The sequence below is a fragment of the Pseudoalteromonas sp. P1-26 genome (genome assembly GCF_001401795.1).
In the GTDB taxonomy this organism is placed as follows: Bacteria; Pseudomonadota; Gammaproteobacteria; order Enterobacterales; family Alteromonadaceae; genus Pseudoalteromonas.
Map to the genome: position 1 here is coordinate 47,057 of NZ_LKDX01000011.1, position 19,173 is coordinate 66,229.

The following is a 19,173-nucleotide window of genomic DNA, read 5'->3' on the forward strand; positions in this document are numbered from 1 at the left end:
TAGTGATCCAGTTTTAGTTAAGTTTTAGCACCATGTTAATGCTGCCCTCTTCAAAGTCGCGGGTGATCTTAAACCCGAGTTTTCGTGCCAGTTCAATCATGCCGGTGTTTTCTGGCAAGGTGATACCTGCAATTTGTTTTACGCCTTGGTTTTTACAATGCTCAATTGCCGCATTCATTAATATTGTGCCAAGCCCTAAACCTTGGCAATCAGAGCGCACCACAATTGCAAACTCAGCATCGAGTTTGTCTGGATCCATAAGTACACGAGACACCCCTAATGTACAGGCTGAACCATTTTGCTCTTGGCTGACAATAAACGCCATTTCTCGGTCATAATCAATTTGCGTCATTTTCGCGAGCTGATCATGGTTAAATTGCGGTAATTCACCGAAGAAGCGTTTATATCTGTCTTCTTTACTTAATGATTGATCAAACTCTAAGTGAGCTTGCTCATCTTCCGGTTTAATTGGTCTTAGCTGTGCTTGGGTATTGTTTTTAAGGGTTACTTCTTTAACCAATTCAATCGGGTAGGGGCGAATACACAAGCGTTTACGGTTCGCTTTTGCTTTATAACGGCTAAGGCCGATAGTCGCATCAAGGACCAAAAACTGCCCATTGCTGGCTAAAATAGGGTTTAACTCAACACTGGTAATGTCAGGTTGGTCGATAACAAGCTGCGAGATGCGGGTGAGTAGGGCGCATAAACGGTATTTATCGACCTTTTCTGGTAGTACGCGGTCTTTAAGTACGCCTTTATCGTGCGCCGCAGCAATCAGGTATTTTGCCAAGTTCATATTCAGTGGTGGTAATGCCACTGCAGCTTGAGCGAATTCAAGTCCGGTGCCTGCTTCACCCAGTAAGATCACTGGGCCAAAGTTCGGCTCTGTTTTAATAGCTATTCGTAGCTCATTAGCACCCGCTCGTGGTGCCATCTTTTGCAGTGAAAAACCTTCTATATGCGCATCAGGGTAGGTGTTTTTGATTCGGAGCAGCATGGCAAAAGCTGTTTGCTCAACTTCTTGTGCATCATTTAAATTAAGGACGACACCACCGACTTCTGATTTAGAAGGAATACTTGGGCTTATTAGTTTTAACGCTACAGGAAAACCTAGCTCAATGGCTTGCTCTTTGGCTTCTGTTGGTGTGTAAGCAACCTCAGTTTGAATACAATCAATACCATAATGAGTGAGTATTTGGCTTGCTTCATGGGTTGATAAATAGCTTTGCTCTTCGGCTAAAAACTCATTTACGACTGTGCGTGCTGCGTCTTTATTTATCTTTGCATCATCGGTGTTCGATTCTGGCGTTTGCGTTAAATGTTTTTGGTTACGGCGATAACTTACCAAGTGCATAAAGGCACCAACCGCACCTTCAGGTGTACGGTAGGTCGGAATGGCATTATTAGCGCAGACCTTACGCGCGGTATACGCGGCATCTTCACCCATAAAGTTTGTCATAACATAAGGGCGAGCCATCTTCGGGATTTTTTCTAAGGTTTCGACAATGATCTCAGCATAGTCTTCACTCGGTGCAAGCGCAGAAGGGGTATGAATGATCAGCAGGTTTTTAACTTCTTTGGCTTGCAGTAAAATTTCTAAGGCTTGTTGATAGCGCCTTGGTGCTGAGTCACCAAAAATATCCACCGGATTCGAGGTCATCTCTGATTGCGGGATCACTTTATTCAGCGCTGCTCTGGTCTCGTCGCTAAGCTCTGCTAGTTTTCCTGAGCTTTGCAAGAGCGTATCCACAGCCATGACACCAGGGCCGCCGCCATTGGTTAAAATAGTCAGTTGTTCGACTTTAAGTAGTTTGGGGTGCATTGCCAGCGTTTGTGTTGCTGCAAAAAGCTCTCGTAAGTCGTTTACCCTTAGCATACCCGCTCGCTGAAACAACGCATCATAGACCGCATCAGAGCTTTGTTTGCCACCAGTGTGTATTTCTGCAGCAAGGGCACCGGCGCTGGTTTTACCGGTTTTAATGGCAATGACAGGTTTGCTAAACGCAGCAGCTCGCGCTGCAGAAATAAAGCTACGAATATCTTCAATATTATCGATATACAACAAGATAGCCTTGGTTTTAGCATCGCGACCTAAAAAGTCGAGTAACTCATCAAAGTCGATATCAAGGCAATCACCTACAGACACAAAATATGAAAAGCCAATCTCTTTGTTCTTCGCCCAATCAAGAATGGTTGAGCAAACAGCCGCTGATTGCGATACAAAGGCGAGCTTCCCGGGGCTTGCAACTGTATGCGAAAAACTAGCATTTAAGCCAATATGAGGAATAAGTAAGCCCAAACAATTAGGCCCAAGTAAAGAGACATTTGCCTCAGCAGCTGCTTCTTTTAATGCGTACTTTTGGTCGGCGTTTAAGCCGGCTGCAATCACCACTGCATGTTTACAGCCAAGCTCCCCAAGCTCGTTAATGATGTTGATTAAGGTGTTTTTATTAGTACAAATAACCGCAAGGTCAGGTACTTTTGGAAGTGCAGCAATGCTCGGATAGGCTAGTACGCCGTGTACAGCGCTGTGATTTAAACTAACAGGCATGATTGGGCCTTTAAAGCCCCCTTGTAAAAGGTTGCGCATAACCACAAAGCCCGCTCGGTTAGGGGAATTTGAGGCGCCAATGACCGCGACTGATTTAGGGTTAAAAAATTGGCTAATACGTTTAACGCTCATGCTGTTTCCTTCGCTTGCGCTGTTTGTTAAAACTTCAGGGTCTGTTAAGTTTAATACACCCAAACTAGAACCGACACGCTTCTAAAGTATTAAAAGTTATACTCATAAGATAACCTGTTTATAACTACTTTTCGAGTCAAAAACAGTGACCTACATCAAGGAGAAAAGCATGAATAAAGCGCAACCATTTAATATCGTTATTGCAGCGTGTGCATTGGCGGTGGGTTTGCTCGGATTAGGTTTTATTTTGAAAAGTGCAGCCCTTGATGTGAAAGGCATGGAGCGCACTGTTCACGTTAAAGGGTTAGCTGAAATGGAAGTGCCTGCCGACACCGTAATTTGGCCATTGCAGTTTTCTGATGCCGATAACAACCTTGAAAAATTAGTAGGTCGCGTTGAAGAGAAAAGCGATGCAGTCGTCGCCTTTTTAAAGCTACATGGCTTTAGTGATGAAGAAATTAGTCTTGGTAGTCAGTCAATTATTGATAAACAAGCCCGCGAATATGGCGGCGAAAATCAACAGTTTCGTTATATTGCCCGTAATAATGTCATTGTTTATTCAAATGACATCAAAAAAGTGCAACATGCGTTAGGCGCTGTAAGCCAATTAGCCAAGCAAGGCATTGCGATAGTACAAGACAATTACGAAACGCGTATTCAATATTTATTTAATGGCTTAAATGAAATTAAGCCAAATATGATTCAAGAAGCAACCGAAAAAGCCCGTGAAGTGGCAATGAAATTTGCCAAAGATTCACAATCTAAATTAGGTAAAATTAAAACTGCGCGTCAGGGGCAGTTTTCAATTTCTGATAGAGATTCAAACACACCTCAGCTGAAAAAAGTGCGCGTTGTTACCAGTGTTGAATATTATCTATCTGACTAAACCCAATACCACAGATAAAGGCAGCCGCATGCGTGTGCATACAATTACCATGCGGCAAAGCGCTCCAAGCATAAAGCCACCACTAAATGCCACAGCCACCCCCAATAAGCCAAACTGATCTTTTAACAGTATTGCCATTAAAACCGTGACACTGGTTGCGCCAAGTAATACGTACAAGTTAATAAGCGGGTTGCCTTTTAATTTGATCATACTACTGGCTAAAATTCTTGCTGGTAATAACAGTTGCCCGAGTAACAGCAGCATTAAAATCCAAAACCCTTCCTGCAATTGGCTTTCGCCATAGAGAGTGAGTAGTGGCTTTGCGAGCAGGGCAAGTAGCAAAATAGCGGCAAAGTTAAAACGCCATACCACTTTCATTAATTCGCTAAGTTGCTGCTCGGTCGTTTCATCTGCCATTAAAATGGGTTTTAAATATTGGTTGGCGGCATTGCCTAAAATAGTCAGTAAGCCAGCAATCACTACCGCAGGGAAGAAGATACTCACGCCTTGTGCACCAAACCAGTGATGCACCAGTAAGACATCGAGTTTTGCTACTAATACGGTGCCTGCGCCACTGGCGAGCATGATCAAGGAGTCTTTACACCATTGCTTGGTTTGGTATCGGGCTGTACTTGCGACGAGCATTTTCTTGATTAACCAATATTGATAAATGACTACGCACAAGATGCTACAAAACAACAAGATACAAATCTCGACTAAAGATAAATCGCCACGTATCAAGTACACGAAAAAGCAAAACCCCGCGGTTAGCAATTCAAAAATACATTGCTGTGTTACTAGGCCAATTTTTGGTTTATTCAAAGCTACTAAAAAAGCCGATTGGCTTTGCATAATGGCGCCAATCGGCACCAGTAATAGTAAATAGACCACATGCTCTTGAGCGCTTTGGTGCGGTGAAATAGCCTGAAAGCTAATCACCACAGCAGCGACAAAAATCACCCCGAATAAACACGATGCAGCTAAATAAACATGTTTTAAGCCACGTAGTAAATCATGTTGCTGAGCTTTGTAGAGCGGGTAGCTAATACGCATTAAAGACGATGCAAAACCCATACTCGCGGGTAATAACAGAATTTCACACAGTGCGAGTAACGCGGCGAAAGTACCAAACTCATCATTACTTAATAACCTTGCAAGGCACAAGGTAAGTACAATACGGCTACCATGGTTAAGGGCGGTAAAACTACTGAGCGATAAAAACGCTTTAACAACATCCTTATTCATGAAGTTATTGATTGAGCGCGTTTAATAACTGCGCCGTTGGCACTTGCAAATAGGCCGCGCAAAGCAGCACTTTACTGTCGCTACTCGTTGGTTGATTGGCACCATAAAATTGCTTAAGGGTATTTATTAAGGCGCTGACTGCGCTAGGGCTGTGGCTTTGGTCGACTTCCATCATGGCTAATAGCGCAGAGAACTCATGTTTGGCTAGCATTTGGGTCGTGCTGTTTTGCGCTATAAAGCAACCAATAGGAGTGAGCTGCTGTTTATTTAATGTTTTTAACGCTATGCCTAAGCTTTCGTTGCTTTCAAATAACATTAACGAACGCAAGTAATTAAAGGGTAGGTTATCAGCCTGACACTGCGTAAATAAATGATGTAGTAAGGTATTGCCCTGACTGTCTGTTACACAAAAAGCATTTTGAAACTTAAGACCAGGCGTGAAAAAGCTCAGTTTATCGATATCATCAATTAAGGCTACAGCTTCACTTGGCAGCGGGCTTGCTTCGAGTAAATGCGCTGCCACATTTTGTAAAAACAAGTATTTAACTTCACTACTACACGCTAATTGATAAATGTGCTGTAATTGTGCCGCTTGCAACACTCCCGATAAACTTTGGTAATCGGCAATGAGTTCTTTTAACTGATGATGTTGAAGCCGGCTGTTCAATTGCTCAATCGCGCTTTGCATGGAGATACTCGTTTTTTATTATTTATACATTTATAGCTCAACTAGTTGTTTAAATAAATAAAAAAGGCCGCTGAGCGGCCTTTTTCAAATCTTTATTGCTTAAGCTGCTTGTTTTTTAGCAACCCATTGGTCAACAAACTTCTCTAGTACATTTAATGGTACTGCACCATTTTTAAGTACTACATCGTGGAATTCACGAATATCGAATTTATCGCCTAGTTTTTCTTTAGCTGCTTCACGAAGCTCTAAAATTTTCAGCATGCCCACTTTGTATGCCGTTGCTTGTGAAGGCATTACAATGTGACGCTCAACCATTTTAACGCCATCAGACGTCGCATTTGGTGTGTTATTTACGTAGTAGTCGATACCTTCTTGACGTGTCCACTTCATAGCGTGGATACCTGTATCTACTACTAGGCGACATGCACGCCATAATTCCATCGCAAGACGACCAAAATCTGAATATGGGTCTTCGTATAAGCCCATTTCTTTTGGTACTAGCTCAGAGTATAAACCCCAGCCTTCAACATACGCTGTGTAGCCGCCAAACTTACGGAACTTAGGTACATCTTCAAGCTCTTGTGCGATAGCAATTTGCATGTGGTGACCAGGAATACCTTCGTGGTATGCAAGTGCTTCCATTTGGTATGTTGGCATTGCTTCCATGTCGTAAAGGTTTGCGTAATAAATACCTGGGCGTGAACCATCTGGCGCAGGTTGTTGGTAGAACGCTTTACCTGCTGCTTTTTCACGGAATGCTTCAACAGCTTTCACTTTAAGGTCTGCTTTTGGCTTAACAATGAATAGCTCGTCTAGACGAGATTTCATGTTATCGATAAGCGCTGTTGCCTCATCAAGGTAACGTTGTTTACCTTCAGCCGTGTTAGGGTAGTAGAACTGCTTATCAGTTTTCATGAATTGCATGAATGCTTTAAGGTCACCTTTAAAGCCTACTTTGTCCTTAATTTCACGCATTTCGTCGTGAATACGCGCGACTTCAGCTAAACCAATTGTGTGGATTTCTTTCGCTGTTAAATCAGTCGTTGTGGTACGCGCTAAAGCATTATTGTAGAACGCTTCACCGTCAGGGAATTTCCAAGCACCATCACGGTCATCAGCGCGTTTTTCTAACTGAGCTAAGAAGTTAATTAGCTTAGTGTAAGAAGGTTTTACTGCTGCTTTTAAGGCTTTTTCAGCGTCGCTGATAAGTGCAGATTTTTCGCTATCGGCAATCTCTAATGCATTAACTTTTCGTTTAAAGTCGGCAAGTAACGTTGAGTCTTCACCATCATGGAATGGTGCGCCGCGTAAGATATTATTGCTTGAATCAATCACGTGTGGGAAAACAAACTTAGGCGCGATAATGCCTTTATCTGCTCGTACTTCAAGGTCTTTGATTAGCTGATCAATAACCGTTGTAACACCATTTAAACGTGAGATATACGCTTTAGCATCAGATACATCGGCAATTTGATGTTGGTTGATTAAAAACGCAGGGATCATCGAGTGAACACCAAACATTTGGTTCACAGGGTAGTTGTAATGACGCCATTTGAAATCAGCAATTTCGTTTTCTAAATCTTGCTTTTTAAGGTCGTAGCTTACTTTTGTTGCGTCATCTAATAGGTCACGGTTAATTGCGTTAAGCGCTACTAGGTCAGCTTTAGTTTGTTCAAAGTCTTCTAAAACGCGCTCTTCGCTGCCATCGTCCCATTTGTCGTAATCTTTTTTGATGCCCATGTATGTTTGATAGATAGGGCTTTTCATTACATCACGGTTAAAAGTATCTTCGAAGAAGGCATTAGCTTTATCGATTTCACTTTGTACAGGTTGGCTTTGTACACTTGGTGCAGGCTTCGGTTGCTCTTGCATTTGTTGGCAGCCGCCAAGTAATGCAACACTTACCGCCGCAGCGATGAAGGTCAGTTTACGCATTATCGTTCCTATGTAGTTGTTAGAAATTTAATTATAATTCTTAAACGAATAATTCTAGCAGGTCATTTAAAAAGCGGTGGCCTTTTGGGCTTACCTGCCAGTTATCTTTATCATCAATTAGTAAGCCTTTTGCAATTGCATCAGTCAAGGCTTGTTCCTGACTTTGCAGTGACAAACTTGTAAGCAAAGGTAAATCAGCTTTGGGGCAGGGTTCGACTAAACGAAAACGATTCATAAAGAATTCAAAAGCTAAGTCGTCTTCTGCTACTTGCCATTGTTCGTATAAATACGGTTTGGCAAGATCCATATAACCTCGAGGGTGTTTTACTTTCACCGTACGGGTGATGAGTTTATTTTCATCAGTAATTTTACCATGGGCACCGCAGCCGATACCGAGATAATCGCCAAATCGCCAATAATTCAAGTTATGACGGCATTGGTAGCCGGGCTTCGCGTAGCCTGAGATCTCGTATTGCTCATAACCTGCTGCTGCGAGTAACGCTTGACCTTGTTCTTGAATATCCCAAAGGGTGTCGTCATGAGGTAAGGTCGGTGGCTTAGAAGCAAACTGAGTATTTGGCTCAATTGTTAGCTGATACCACGAGATATGAGGTGGATTAAGGGCGATAATTTTTTCAAGGTCGCTTAAGGCGTCTGCAACAGATTGCCCTGGTAAGCCATGCATTAAATCAAGGTTAAAGCTGTTTAGCCCTGCTTGATGCGCCTGTTTAGCCGCATAACTTGCTTCATCAGCACCATGAATACGGCCAAGGGCTTTTAGCTTGTCGTTTTGCATGCTTTGCACGCCAATCGAAATACGATTGATGCCAGCGGCAACATATTCTTTAAAGCGACCTGTTTCGACGGTACCTGGGTTTGCCTCTAGGGTAATTTCACAGTCATCAGTTAGGCCAATTAATTTGTCGACTTCACCAAGTAGGCGAGTATATGCGTCACCGGTTAATAAGCTTGGGGTGCCGCCGCCAATAAAAATGCTGTGGATTTTACGCCCTTGCACTAAGTGCAAATCGGCCTTGAGATCATCAATAAGATGTTGAACGTATTCTTTTTCGGGGATCGTGCCTTTTTGGCCATGGCTATTAAAGTCACAGTATGGGCACTTTTGCACGCACCAAGGCACGTGCACATATAAACTTAAAGGCGGTAAACTCACAGGCCGCCTTTTTGCTGCAATTGCGCAAGTAGTTGTTTTAAAGCTTGGCCGCGATGGCTAAGGGCATTTTTTTGCTCTTTAGTTAACTGAGCGCTAGTGCATTGCTCAGACGGTACGTAAAAAACAGGATCATAACCAAAACCACCTTGACCATCTTGGCTATAAGTGATTTCGCCTTCCCAGCTAGCACTACAAATAAGTGGTGTAGGGTCGTCAGCATGGCGCATTAATACTAACACACACCAAAAACGCGCACTGCGAACTGGGTTATCAGCAAGCTCTTTTAGTAGCTTGTCGATATTATCTTGATCGCTGGCACCCGCTCCGGCAAAACGTGCAGAGTACACTCCTGGTGCACCATTTAGACCGTCTACTTCAAGACCTGAGTCATCAGCAATCGCAGGCAAGCCTGTGATCTTTGCTGCATGGCGCGCTTTAATAATGGCGTTTTCAACAAATGTGGTGCCTGTTTCTGGCACGTCTGGTACTTGAAAATCGCTTTGTGGAACCACGTTAATATTAAGTGGGCTGAGCATACTTGCCAGCTCTTTTACTTTGCCAGGGTTACCCGTGGCTAAAACCAAGGTGTTGTTCATAGGTCTACTAATCTACGTAAAATTTTTGCTGAAACTTCAGCGTTTGTACTTTGCCATTTTGATTAATTTCGATATCAAAACGGTAAATTTCCTCGTTGCTGTAATCGATTTGCGCGAGGTAATAAATCGCATCGCCTTCAACAACTTCTTTAAATGTAAGCTGTTTTTTATTACCAAGTAGGTTACGTGCAGTGCCAGTTAAAGTTGCAGTCTGCGCTGTTTTATCGCTGTTTTTTAATACCGAAATATTAATAATCCCTTTGCTAGGGCTACGCTCTAAATCATAGTTTTTAGCAATGTTTGGCTGAATAAAAGTCGATGGAAATGCAATGTAATGAACTTCCCAAGGGCCAAGAACCTTGTACTGGGCGCCTGCTTGTTCATCAGCTTTGGCAAAGGTTGTAAATAAACTCAATACAATCAAAGAAAAATAAATAAATTGCTTCATGGTATATCTCACTTAACAAAAGAGGCCTTTCGGCCCCTTACTGCTTAACGTTAAACGCTTAGCCAATTAAATCCATTACTAAAAACTGTAAAAACTGTAGACCAATAATCAACACTAAGATTGATAGGTCTAGACCACCTAGTGGTGGGATAACCTTACGAATGGGACGTAACATCGGCTCAGTTAGCTGATGGAATACAGCCTCAATTGGGTTGTAGCCTTGGCTTACCCAACTTAGTAAAGCACGAATAATTAATACCCAAAATAGTAAGTTTAGGCCTTCTTTAACTACCGTAATTAACGCTTGAATAAATACCGGACCTGGCGCCCAAGCGTTATAAAACATCAGAAAAATAACACTGAGTTTTGCTACAGCAACTAAATAAGCAAGCACTAACGAAGCAATATCAAAGCCACCCACTCCTGGGATGATTTTACGAAGTGGGTTCACTGCGAACGAAGTGGCTTTCACCACAAACTGGCTCATAGGGTTGTAAAAGTCAGCTTTTGCCGCTTGTAACCAAAAGCGTAAAAGGACCACCATTAAAAAGAGATCAAAAATAATCCCAACTAAAAAGTGCATGGCTTGCATAGTTTTACCTTCAAAAAGTAAGCTTAAAGTTCTTTTTCCATCGCTTCAGCGCGAGCAATACAGGCATCCATTGCACCTGCAACTGTGCCGACTAAACCTTGTGATTTAAGATGCTCAACAGCTTCGTGAGTCGTACCCCCTTTAGAGGTTACGTTTGCACGTAGCTGAGAAATACTGATGTCTGGTTGCGAAAGAGCCATTTCGGCAGCACCCAGTGCGGTTTGTTGCACTAAACGGCGCGCATCTTCATCACTAAAGCCAAGTGCTTTAGCTTTTTCTTCAATAGCTTCCATAAATAAGAAGAAGTAAGCAGGTGATGAGCCTGTAACAGCAATGATGTCGTTGATTTGTGACTCTTGCTCAACCCAAACAACAATGCCTGTACACTCAAAAACTTGTTGTACAAACTCGTGCTCTTCAGCGGTTTCATCCGCGCCGTATAGACCTGAAACACCACGGCCTAGTAATGATGGTGTATTTGGCATACAACGTACCATTTTCACATCTTGACCTAGCATTTCACGTAAACGGCTAACGGTAAGGCCAGCGGCCACTGAAATAAATAGCTTGTCGCTAAAATCAACGCCTGAATCTTGGAATGATTGGCAAAGATCGCCCATCATTTGTGGTTTAACAGATAAGACAATCACATCTGCATCGCGAAGTGCCGCGTTGTTATCCGCGGTAGTTTGCACCCCGAAATCAGCAGCAACCTTAGCTAATTTTTCTTGGTTGCGATTGGTTGCAATGATGTTTTTTGCTGCAAAACCGTTCTTTACCATGCCGCCAATGATGGCGTAGCTCATGTTACCCGTGCCTATAAATGCGATTTTTTTGTCTGACATATGTCTGTTATCACCTTTTAATTTCGTTGGCCAAATATATCCGTGCCAATGCGTACCATGGTTGAACCTGCTGCAATCGCCGCTTCAACATCATTACTCATACCCATCGACAAGGTGTCTACTTGGGGATATTGGGCCTTTAGTTTATCAAAGCAAGCGCTTAATTGCTCAAAATATTGTAATTGTAGCTGGGCATCATCGGTTTTGGCAGGAATCGCCATCACACCGCGCAGGCATAAATTAGGACATTGATTGACGAATTCGGCCAATGCCATTAGCTCGTCTGGGTGGCAGCCTGACTTAGCCTCTTCTAAACTAATATTAACTTGAATTAATACATTGAGCGGGGCTTTGTCGGCTGGTCGTTGCTCATTAAGACGTTTTGCAATTTTAGTGCGGTCAACACTTTGTACCCAATCAAAATGCGTGGCTACTTGGGCACTTTTATTTGATTGAATAGGGCCGATAAAGTGCCAAACAATGTCTTTATAATCAGCCAATGCTGTGACTTTTGTTATCGCTTCTTGAACGTATGATTCGCCAAACTGGCGTTGACCATGCTTATAGGCAGCAATAATATCGTCGGCAGGTTTTGTTTTTGAAACAGCCAATAGGTTGATTGATTGCTCATCGCGGTGATTATTTTTTGCAGCTTGAGCAATTCTTGCGTAGGCGGATGTAAGTCGTTCTGCTATTGTAACCATATAATTATCAGTTGGTTGTGGAGTCATAAATGGATATTACCGAATTATTGGCCTTTAGTGTGCAACACAAAGCCTCGGATTTACACTTGTCATCAGGCGTATCACCCATGATACGTGTTGATGGTGATGTGCGTCGTATTAATATTCCAGCATTAGAACAAAAAGATGTAAATAGTCTGGTATACGATATTATGAACGATAATCAGCGTAAGGACTACGAACAAAATCTCGAAGTGGATTTTTCTTTTGAAGTACCAAACCTTGCGCGTTTTCGTGTTAACGCATTTAATTCAAACCGTGGCCCTGCGGCGGTGTTTCGTACTATCCCAAGTGATGTTTTAACGCTGGATGATTTAGGTGCGCCTGATATTTTTAAAACCATTTCCGATAATCCACGTGGTTTGGTGCTAGTCACCGGGCCAACGGGTTCTGGTAAATCAACCACATTAGCGGCGATGGTTGATTATATTAACCAAAATAAGCATCACCATATTTTAACTATTGAAGATCCAATCGAATTCGTACATGAGAATAAGCTGAGCCTTATTAACCAGCGTGAAGTTCACCGTGATACGCATAGCTTCTCTAATGCACTTAGAAGTGCACTACGTGAAGATCCGGATGTAATCTTAGTGGGTGAGCTGCGTGACCTTGAAACGATTCGCTTAGCGATGACCGCAGCAGAAACAGGTCACTTGGTGTTTGGTACCTTGCATACCACATCAGCACCAAAAACCATTGACCGTATCATTGACGTATTCCCAGGTGAAGAAAAAGACATGGTACGTTCAATGTTGTCAGAATCATTACGTGCCGTAATCTCGCAAACTTTACTTAAAAAAGTGGGCGGTGGCCGAGTTGCAGCTCACGAGATCATGATAGGTATTCCTGCAATTCGAAATCTGATCCGTGAAGATAAAATTGCACAAATGTATTCATCAATTCAAACCGGTGCATCGCATGGTATGCAGACCATGGATCAATGTTTAGCAAACTTAGTTAACTACGGCATTATTACAACCAATGATGCGCGAGCTAAAGCGCAAGATAAAACCCAATTTGGTGGTTAACGGAGCTATTTAAAATGTCTTTACCTTTAAATCATTTTTTACAAGTTATGATCGACAAAAAAGGCTCAGACTTGTTTGTTTCGAGCCAGCTGCCTGTCAGTGCAAAAGTAAACGGTGAATTAATACCTTTAAGCGATGAGAAGCTCTCTGATGAGGATTCACTCGCTTTGGTCGAGTCAGCAATGAACGACAAACAGCGCAAAGAATTTCATGACAGTAAAGAGTGTAACTTTGCAATTGCGACTGATGAAGGCCGTTTCCGTGTTTCTGCCTTTTGGCAGCGTGATAAAGCGGGTATGGTTATTCGCCGTATCGTGACGCAAATCCCAGATGTCAACGAACTAGGTTTGCCATCAACATTAACCGACGTGATTATGGCAAAACGTGGTTTAGTGCTGTTTGTAGGTGGTACAGGCACGGGTAAATCAACCTCGCTTGCAGCGCTGTTAGGTTATCGTAACCGCAATCAGCGTGGTCATATTCTTACCATTGAAGATCCTATCGAATTTGTTCACGAGCATCGTAAAAGTATCATTACCCAACGTGAGGTTGGTTTGGATACTGAAAGCTTTGAATCAGCTCTAAAAAGCTCGTTACGTCAAGCACCTGATGTGATCTTAATTGGTGAGATCCGTTCACAAGAAACCATGGAATACGCACTCAGCTTTGCTGAGACGGGTCATTTGTGTGTGGCGACACTGCATGCGAATAATGCCAACCAAGCCATTGACCGTATCATGCACTTAGTACCAAAAGAAAAGCACGATAAGTTAAAGTACGACTTAGCACTTAACCTTCGCGCCATTGTTGCTCAGCAGTTGGTGCCAACTTCCGATGGGGAAGGGCGTGTTGCTGCTATCGAGATTTTGCTTAATTCACCTATGGTGGCAGAGCTCATCAAGCGTGGTGATATTGGCTCTATCAAAGAAACCATGGCTAAATCGAAAGAAATGGGCATGCAGACCTTTGACCAAGCCTTATTTGAGCTTTATAAACAGCGCCGTATTAACTACGCTGATGCGTTACACCATGCTGACTCGCCAAATGACTTACGCCTAATGATTAAGCTGCAAAACAATGAACAAAGTGGTGCGGGCTTCTTACAAGGCGTGACTATCGATGGTCTTGATGGAAAGAGTGACGAATAAATGTGTTTGCGAGTAAATTTAATCGGTTGGTTATTTTTATTGCTGAGTACCTTTCAGGTATATGGCAATGATAATAAAAGTGTGGTTATTTTTATTCGCGATGATGTTTATGACGATTACAGTCGCTTTTTGAATGGTCGCAAACCCCTTGAAGTTAAAGACTTCAGTGGTGCTTACATTCGCCGTGATGTGGTCGATATGATCATAGCTCAACAAGCATTGAGTTTAGGCGGTTTTACCAAGCCATTTCGTTATCACAAAGGCAATGTTAATTATCGCAATACCAAGCTGTTAGAAGATGGCCAGCTACTATTAAGCTTCGATAGTGTTTGGTCTGTTGATGCAAAGCAGCTAGTTGAGTCGGTATATATCTCTGATCCTGTGATTAGAGATGGTGAGTATTTTGCAGGTATATTCACTTCACCGAACAATAAGAAAGTGCAGCAAGTAAAACAGCTTGCTGACTTTAAACAATTAACCGCAGTGTCAACGCCACGCTGGCAAACCGATTGGCAAACGTTATCTGCTCTGCCCTTAAAAGAGTTGCTCAGAGAAGATGAGTGGCTTGGGCAAGTCCGCACTGTATCGATGCAGTGGGTTGATTTTATGATGATGCCCTTAATGCCTAGCCTCAATAATCGCTACACATTAGAGAACATTGAACTGGTAGCTGTGCCAAACCTAGTGCTCCAGCTTAATGATAGCCGTCATTTTATTATTTCGAAGAGTCACCCCGATGGAAAAGCGGCCTTTGTTGCAATTCAAAAAGGGCTTGCGCAGCTTCGTAAAACAGGCGCAATTGAAAAAGCCTACCGAGAGGCAGGCTTCATTCCAGATTTAAACAACTATACGGTGATTAATAAAGCGCCTTAGTCGCCATAAAACTGCTCAAAAAAGCTTTCTAAGATGATCACCGCTGACATATTATCCACATTACCTTTACCAAGGTTTCGGTAGCCACCTTGTTCAAATAAACGGGCTTTGGCATCTGCTGTTGTTAGTCGTTCGTCCTGCGTTTCAACCGGTATAGCAAAGTGGTTATGTAAGCGGTTAGCGAACTTCTTGGCTTTAAAAGTAACTTCTTGATTGGTGCCATCCATATTAAGCGGTAAACCAACCACCATTAAATCTGGTTGCCACTCATCCACCTGTTTTTTAATAAGTTGCCAATCAGGGATCCCATCTCTCGCTTTTACAGCTTGTAAGCTTGATGCTGTTCCTGTGAGCTCTTGACCAATGGCAATACCAATACTTTTGGTGCCAAAGTCAAAACCCATTACGGTGCGTTCACCGAGTGGCTTAAAAGTTCGTTTTGTCATAGTCTTAAAATTTATAAATGTTAGGCGTGGCCAGCTTCAGAGCTTAATTGCCCGATATCAAAACCCAGCATAGAAACGGCTTTTTCCCAGCGTTTTTCAACGGGTGTGTTAAAGATGATCTCAGGATCTGCTTTGATAATTAACCATGAATTCTCAAGCAGTTCTTGCTCTAGCTGTCCTTGATCCCAACCAGCATAACCCAGTGTGATAATAAATTGTTCAGGTGCTTCACTCGTGGTTAGGCTTGCTAACACATCTTTTGAAGTGGTGATCATAATATCACTACTAAGTTTTTGACTCGCTGCATAACCTGGTTTTGGTGAGTGCAGAACAAATCCGCGATCGGTTTTTACAGGTCCGCCTGCGTACACAGCTAAACCTGCAGCTTGCTTGCTTTTGTCGTTATCAATTTCGATTTTATCGAGTAGCTCACCCACGGTGATATTGATAGGCTGGTTAATTACCAAGCCCATCGCACCATCTTGATTGTGCTCACAAATGTAAGTGACAGCACGCTTAAAAAAAGGGTCTTGCATGCTCGGCATTGCGATTAAGAAGTGATTCTCTAATGACTGCATAGGTCGCCCCTTTTGTTGTTTAATTTAAGTATGGCTCAGTTTTCTTTCAATGGCATCAAATAAGTGACCAGTGATTGAAATGTCATAAGCGGCTTCAATCTCCTTTACACACGTTGGCGCAGTGACATTGATTTCAGTTAAACGGTCGCCAATGATATCTAGACCAACAAAAATAAGGCCTTTTTCTTTCAGCGTAGGTGCTACAGCCTCTGCAATTTTACGGTCTGAATCGCTAATCGGGCGTGCTTCACCTCTACCACCTGCTGCCAAGTTACCGCGCGTTTCGCCATTTTGTGGGATACGAGCTAGGCAATACGGCATTACTTCACCATCAACCACAAGTACGCGTTTATCGCCTTGCTTGATTTCAGGAATATAGTTTTGTGCCATTGCAAAACGACTACCATGTTCGGTTAGCGTTTCGCAGATCACACCAATATTGGCATCATCTTCTTTAACTCTAAAGATAGATGCACCACCCATACCATCTAGCGGTTTTAAAATAATATCTTTATGCTCAGCTAAAAATGCACGAATGTCTGCTTGGCTACGTGTTACTAAAGTATCTGGCGTATGTTCGCTAAACCAAGCTGTGAATAGCTTTTCGTTAGCATCGCGTAAGCTTTGCGGCTTATTGATTATAAGCGTGCCAGCTTGCTCAGCACGCTCTAAAATATAGGTAGCGTAGATGTACTCAGTATCAAAAGGCGGATCTTTACGCATTAAAATAACGTCTAAATCTGCTAAAGCAATGGTGGCTTTTTCTTCTAATTCATACCAGTGATTTACATCATCAAACACACGGGCTTTGGCGGCTGTTGCAAAGCCTTGACCTTGACGTAGAGAAAGGTCATCCATTTCCATGTAGTAAATTTCGTAACCGCGCTGTTGCGCTTCCATCATCATTGCAAAGCCAGTGTCTTTTTTAATATTAAAGCCACTAATTGGATCAGAGATTATGCCTAGCTTAATTGCCATATTTTTGCCTTAGAATCGTATGCCATACTATGTTTTGTTACTTTGATATATGGGTATTTTTACGGTTTTCAATTCGCTAAATCGCCAAACTGTAATTGTAATGCGCTCAATACCGTCAGAGCGGCTGTTTCTGTTCGCAGAACACGTGGGCCTAAGCGAATATCAACAAAGTTTTGCTGTTTAGCAATGTCAATTTCTGCATCGGTAAATCCACCTTCTGGGCCGACTAAAAAGCGCACTCCTTCGTTTGGTACTTGAATAGTTTTAATACTGTGCTCAGCACGCGGGTGCAAAGTAAGTTTAATCGCATCACTTGCTTGTTCAAGCCAGTCTTTTATATCGATAGGAGGGTGTACAACAGGCACAAAATTACGGCCTGATTGTTCTGCGGCAGCAATTGCAATTTTTTGCCATTGTTGATGTTTTTTCTGCAGTCTGTCACCACTTAGTTTTACGCCACAACGTTGGCTAAAAATTGGGGTGATTTCTGTGATACCCAGTTCAACAGATTTTTGAATAGTGAAATCCATTTTATCGCCACGAGAAATGCCTTGGCCCAAGTGAATTTTTAAAGGCGATTCAACATCATGATCAACAAACTCTTGAGGCTCAACGACGACATTTTTTTTGCTGACTTCAATAATTTTACTGAGGTATTCACCTCCTTCACCATTAAAAATCGAAACCTTATCACCGACTTGCATACGCAATACACGGCCAACATGACCTGCTGCATCATCATCAAGTGCTACTGGGGTGTTTAAAGAAATCGCTGAAGGTTGGTAAATATGTGGAACTCGCATGGCTGTCACTTATCAATAAATTTAGCAATATGGTAAGTATACAGCGGCTTAGGTGCAATTATTTATTTGTTATTTAAATTCGTCTTTGGCACTTAAAACATGTGCAGTGGTTTCGGCAATCTCAGACTGGCAAGAAAGGTGGTTAATGTGAGCAGCATCCGGACAAGGTGTAAAACTAAAACTATGTCCATCTTGTTGCACTAAGTAACGTATTTTGTGAAGTGAGTTATAAATAAATTTTTGTGCATCATTCGCCAGTTGATAGTCAGTCTGATTAATCAGTACACCTTGAATATCGTGGTGTTCATGTAAATAGCTGGCGAGTTCTGAGACACTAATTTCATTACTAAAATCGCAATAGCAATAATCCTTAACGAGTTGATCAAACATGAGTTTAACCATATGGCGGCTATTAGCACCAGCCACAACTAGAGTCGAATTTTCGGCATTTGCAAAGTAGTGCTGAGCAAATGCGCGGCTAAACTCATCATCTATATCAACTAATAAATAATTATTAACTTTAAAGGGCATAATGCCTCACGATTCAAATACTTCCGTATCAAATTGAAAACATACTTATTAGTAAATAGCCTATTGCACCGAAAACGGCAAACTCTATACAGGCTATGCCAATGTTATCTTGGTGATCTACTTCTAACGATGTGTCGATATTAGGTAGAGAGATATATTTAATAATGTAGCTCAAAATATATAACAATACCCACATTGCACCGCAATGAGATACTAGAGTGAATAAATTTTCTACCATCTTACCACTAATAAATGATGCACTGGCAAGACCAGCATAGCCCGCAAGTGCTAGGCCGATAGACTTACCCGCGTAGCGAATGCCAATAGAGGTATTTTCAAGGTTAAAGTTACTTTGTAGTGATGCACCTTGGTTGGCTTTTGCAAAGCGATATTCACGAATTTTACTATCAAGGGCAAACATACCTTGCAGCACAAAAAAGCTCACAGTGGCGATCAATAAGCTGCTGTAACCTTGGGTATGGCACCAGTTATAAAGGCCAAGAGCGATAATGCAGTTTGCGATTAACATGCCTGAATCAACTAAAGCAGCGCAGACATTTTGCTTTAGAATGGCTGCTTCTTCATTAAAGCGATGCAAAATCCATTTACGATGAATTAAATGGCCTATTTTTATAAAGGCAAACAACAGCACAATGAGTAAAAGTACTTTTAGCGGGTTAGATTGGGCTGCACTTAAGCTAATTTCATCAAATATATAAGCGATAGTGGCTATAACGACCATAATTTCGCTGGCAAAGCTGATCCCCATGGCAAAGTTATCATGTTGCGCAAGCTCTTCTTTAAGCGCTTGTTTTGCTTTGATTTGCGTTAGAATACGTAGCAGTACTATAGTGACGCAAATTACAGCGAAACTAATAGCAATCGCGACTAAACTAGTGTTAGATAGTGATAAATATGACATGCAGGTCCCTGCTAAATAATTCTTTGAT

Annotated in this window: 20 protein-coding genes; 4 read left to right on the forward strand and 16 right to left on the reverse strand. The window is 42.2% G+C overall.

Annotated elements, in window-relative coordinates:
* Nucleotides 1-13: 13 nt before the first annotated feature.
* Entirely contained in the window at nucleotides 14-2,683 is a 2,670-nt protein-coding gene (locus AN394_RS07890; protein ID WP_055021208.1) for a bifunctional acetate--CoA ligase family protein/GNAT family N-acetyltransferase, read from the reverse strand.
* A gap of 169 nt (nucleotides 2,684-2,852) precedes the next feature.
* On the opposite strand from AN394_RS07890, the gene AN394_RS07895 reads away from it, so the two are divergent.
* Entirely contained in the window at nucleotides 2,853-3,569 is a 717-nt protein-coding gene (locus AN394_RS07895; RefSeq protein ID WP_055021184.1) for an SIMPL domain-containing protein, read from the forward strand.
* Here the strand turns inward: AN394_RS07895 and AN394_RS07900 are convergent.
* The 9 genes from AN394_RS07900 to AN394_RS07940 form a co-directional block, all read right to left on the reverse strand.
* Entirely contained in the window at nucleotides 3,558-4,814 is a 1,257-nt protein-coding gene (locus AN394_RS07900; RefSeq protein WP_055021185.1) for a lipopolysaccharide biosynthesis protein, read from the reverse strand. The two genes, AN394_RS07895 and AN394_RS07900, sit on opposite strands and share 12 nt — an antisense overlap.
* Before the next feature lie 4 nt (nucleotides 4,815-4,818).
* Nucleotides 4,819-5,502, reverse strand: coding sequence for a hypothetical protein (locus AN394_RS07905; protein WP_055021186.1), 684 nt, complete (start codon nucleotides 5,500-5,502; stop codon nucleotides 4,819-4,821).
* 99 nt (nucleotides 5,503-5,601) lie between these two features.
* Nucleotides 5,602-7,437: a DUF885 family protein gene (locus AN394_RS07910; RefSeq protein WP_054562747.1), complete on the reverse strand. Its 1,836-nt coding sequence runs from the start codon at nucleotides 7,435-7,437 to the stop codon at nucleotides 5,602-5,604.
* Nucleotides 7,438-7,477: 40 nt separating this feature from the next.
* Complete coding sequence (gene hemW / locus AN394_RS07915; protein ID WP_055021187.1) at nucleotides 7,478-8,611, reverse strand: radical SAM family heme chaperone HemW; 1,134 nt, start codon at nucleotides 8,609-8,611, stop codon at nucleotides 7,478-7,480.
* Complete coding sequence (locus AN394_RS07920; RefSeq protein ID WP_055021188.1) at nucleotides 8,608-9,207, reverse strand: XTP/dITP diphosphatase; 600 nt, start codon at nucleotides 9,205-9,207, stop codon at nucleotides 8,608-8,610. Before AN394_RS07920 ends, hemW begins: the two co-directional genes overlap by 4 nt.
* Nucleotides 9,208-9,214: 7 nt before the next feature.
* Entirely contained in the window at nucleotides 9,215-9,655 is a 441-nt protein-coding gene (locus AN394_RS07925) for a DUF4426 domain-containing protein (protein ID WP_054562744.1), read from the reverse strand.
* Between the two features lie 58 nt (nucleotides 9,656-9,713).
* Nucleotides 9,714-10,247 carry a YggT family protein gene (locus AN394_RS07930; RefSeq protein WP_054562743.1) on the reverse strand — a complete coding sequence of 178 codons (534 nt, stop codon included), beginning with the start codon at nucleotides 10,245-10,247 and terminating at the stop codon, nucleotides 9,714-9,716.
* A gap of 23 nt (nucleotides 10,248-10,270) precedes the next feature.
* Complete coding sequence (proC, locus tag AN394_RS07935; RefSeq protein ID WP_055021189.1) at nucleotides 10,271-11,092, reverse strand: pyrroline-5-carboxylate reductase; 822 nt, start codon at nucleotides 11,090-11,092, stop codon at nucleotides 10,271-10,273.
* A 17-nt stretch (nucleotides 11,093-11,109) separates the two neighbouring features.
* On the reverse strand, nucleotides 11,110-11,823 hold the full coding sequence (locus AN394_RS07940) for a YggS family pyridoxal phosphate-dependent enzyme (RefSeq protein ID WP_055021190.1): 714 nt from the start codon (nucleotides 11,821-11,823) through the stop codon (nucleotides 11,110-11,112).
* A gap of 2 nt (nucleotides 11,824-11,825) precedes the next feature.
* Here AN394_RS07940 and AN394_RS07945 point away from each other — a divergent pair, with 2 nt between their 5' ends.
* Genes AN394_RS07945 through AN394_RS07955 form a run of 3 tightly spaced genes read left to right on the forward strand, consistent with a single transcriptional unit; the run spans nucleotide 11,826 to nucleotide 14,887 of the window.
* Nucleotides 11,826-12,866, forward strand: a complete 1,041-nt coding sequence (locus tag AN394_RS07945) for a type IV pilus twitching motility protein PilT (protein WP_054562740.1) — start codon at nucleotides 11,826-11,828, stop codon at nucleotides 12,864-12,866.
* Nucleotides 12,867-12,880: 14 nt separating this feature from the next.
* Nucleotides 12,881-14,014 (forward strand): PilT/PilU family type 4a pilus ATPase, encoded by a 1,134-nt coding sequence (locus AN394_RS07950; RefSeq protein WP_055021191.1) that lies wholly within the window; start codon nucleotides 12,881-12,883, stop codon nucleotides 14,012-14,014.
* Entirely contained in the window at nucleotides 14,015-14,887 is an 873-nt protein-coding gene (locus AN394_RS07955; RefSeq protein WP_235575490.1) for a hypothetical protein, read from the forward strand. It abuts the gene before it with no gap.
* On the opposite strand, the gene ruvX is transcribed toward AN394_RS07955, so the two are convergent.
* The 6 genes from ruvX to AN394_RS07985 all read right to left on the reverse strand — a co-directional run bounded on the left by ruvX (nucleotide 14,884) and on the right by AN394_RS07985 (nucleotide 19,145).
* The gene (gene ruvX / locus AN394_RS07960; RefSeq protein WP_054562738.1) at nucleotides 14,884-15,333 is read right to left on the reverse strand and encodes a Holliday junction resolvase RuvX; all 450 of its coding nucleotides are present in this window, start codon (nucleotides 15,331-15,333) and stop codon (nucleotides 14,884-14,886) included. The two genes, AN394_RS07955 and ruvX, sit on opposite strands and share 4 nt — an antisense overlap.
* Before the next feature lie 20 nt (nucleotides 15,334-15,353).
* A complete protein-coding gene (locus AN394_RS07965; RefSeq protein WP_054562737.1) occupies nucleotides 15,354-15,911 on the reverse strand; it encodes a YqgE/AlgH family protein in 558 nt (185 codons plus the stop codon).
* A 24-nt stretch (nucleotides 15,912-15,935) separates the two neighbouring features.
* Entirely contained in the window at nucleotides 15,936-16,889 is a 954-nt protein-coding gene (gshB, locus tag AN394_RS07970) for a glutathione synthase (protein WP_054562736.1), read from the reverse strand.
* 68 nt (nucleotides 16,890-16,957) lie between these two features.
* Nucleotides 16,958-17,692, reverse strand: a complete 735-nt coding sequence (gene rsmE / locus AN394_RS07975; RefSeq protein WP_055021192.1) for a 16S rRNA (uracil(1498)-N(3))-methyltransferase — start codon at nucleotides 17,690-17,692, stop codon at nucleotides 16,958-16,960.
* A 69-nt stretch (nucleotides 17,693-17,761) separates the two neighbouring features.
* Complete coding sequence (locus AN394_RS07980) at nucleotides 17,762-18,223, reverse strand: hypothetical protein (protein WP_054562734.1); 462 nt, start codon at nucleotides 18,221-18,223, stop codon at nucleotides 17,762-17,764.
* A 28-nt stretch (nucleotides 18,224-18,251) separates the two neighbouring features.
* Entirely contained in the window at nucleotides 18,252-19,145 is an 894-nt protein-coding gene (locus AN394_RS07985; protein WP_054562733.1) for a hypothetical protein, read from the reverse strand.
* Between the last annotated feature and the right edge of the window lie 28 nt (nucleotides 19,146-19,173).

Bases quoted from the DNA above. Each gene is read 5' to 3' on its own strand.
- AN394_RS07890 (WP_055021208.1), bottom strand. From the start codon at position 2,683: ATGAGCGTTAAACGTATTAGCCAATTTTTTAACCCTAAATCAGTCGCG.
- AN394_RS07895 (WP_055021184.1), top strand. From the start codon at position 2,853: ATGAATAAAGCGCAACCATTTAATATCGTTATTGCAGCGTGTGCATTG.
- AN394_RS07900 (WP_055021185.1), bottom strand. From the start codon at position 4,814: ATGAATAAGGATGTTGTTAAAGCGTTTTTATCGCTCAGTAGTTTTACC.
- AN394_RS07905 (WP_055021186.1), bottom strand. From the start codon at position 5,502: ATGCAAAGCGCGATTGAGCAATTGAACAGCCGGCTTCAACATCATCAG.
- AN394_RS07910 (WP_054562747.1), bottom strand. From the start codon at position 7,437: ATGCGTAAACTGACCTTCATCGCTGCGGCGGTAAGTGTTGCATTACTT.
- AN394_RS07920 (WP_055021188.1), bottom strand. From the start codon at position 9,207: ATGAACAACACCTTGGTTTTAGCCACGGGTAACCCTGGCAAAGTAAAA.
- AN394_RS07925 (WP_054562744.1), bottom strand. From the start codon at position 9,655: ATGAAGCAATTTATTTATTTTTCTTTGATTGTATTGAGTTTATTTACA.
- AN394_RS07930 (WP_054562743.1), bottom strand. From the start codon at position 10,247: ATGCAAGCCATGCACTTTTTAGTTGGGATTATTTTTGATCTCTTTTTA.
- proC (WP_055021189.1), bottom strand. From the start codon at position 11,092: ATGTCAGACAAAAAAATCGCATTTATAGGCACGGGTAACATGAGCTAC.
- AN394_RS07940 (WP_055021190.1), bottom strand. From the start codon at position 11,823: ATGACTCCACAACCAACTGATAATTATATGGTTACAATAGCAGAACGA.
- AN394_RS07945 (WP_054562740.1), top strand. From the start codon at position 11,826: ATGGATATTACCGAATTATTGGCCTTTAGTGTGCAACACAAAGCCTCG.
- AN394_RS07950 (WP_055021191.1), top strand. From the start codon at position 12,881: ATGTCTTTACCTTTAAATCATTTTTTACAAGTTATGATCGACAAAAAA.
- AN394_RS07955 (WP_235575490.1), top strand. From the start codon at position 14,015: ATGTGTTTGCGAGTAAATTTAATCGGTTGGTTATTTTTATTGCTGAGT.
- ruvX (WP_054562738.1), bottom strand. From the start codon at position 15,333: ATGACAAAACGAACTTTTAAGCCACTCGGTGAACGCACCGTAATGGGT.
- AN394_RS07965 (WP_054562737.1), bottom strand. From the start codon at position 15,911: ATGCAGTCATTAGAGAATCACTTCTTAATCGCAATGCCGAGCATGCAA.
- gshB (WP_054562736.1), bottom strand. From the start codon at position 16,889: ATGGCAATTAAGCTAGGCATAATCTCTGATCCAATTAGTGGCTTTAAT.
- rsmE (WP_055021192.1), bottom strand. From the start codon at position 17,692: ATGCGAGTTCCACATATTTACCAACCTTCAGCGATTTCTTTAAACACC.
- AN394_RS07980 (WP_054562734.1), bottom strand. From the start codon at position 18,223: ATGCCCTTTAAAGTTAATAATTATTTATTAGTTGATATAGATGATGAG.
- AN394_RS07985 (WP_054562733.1), bottom strand. From the start codon at position 19,145: ATGTCATATTTATCACTATCTAACACTAGTTTAGTCGCGATTGCTATT.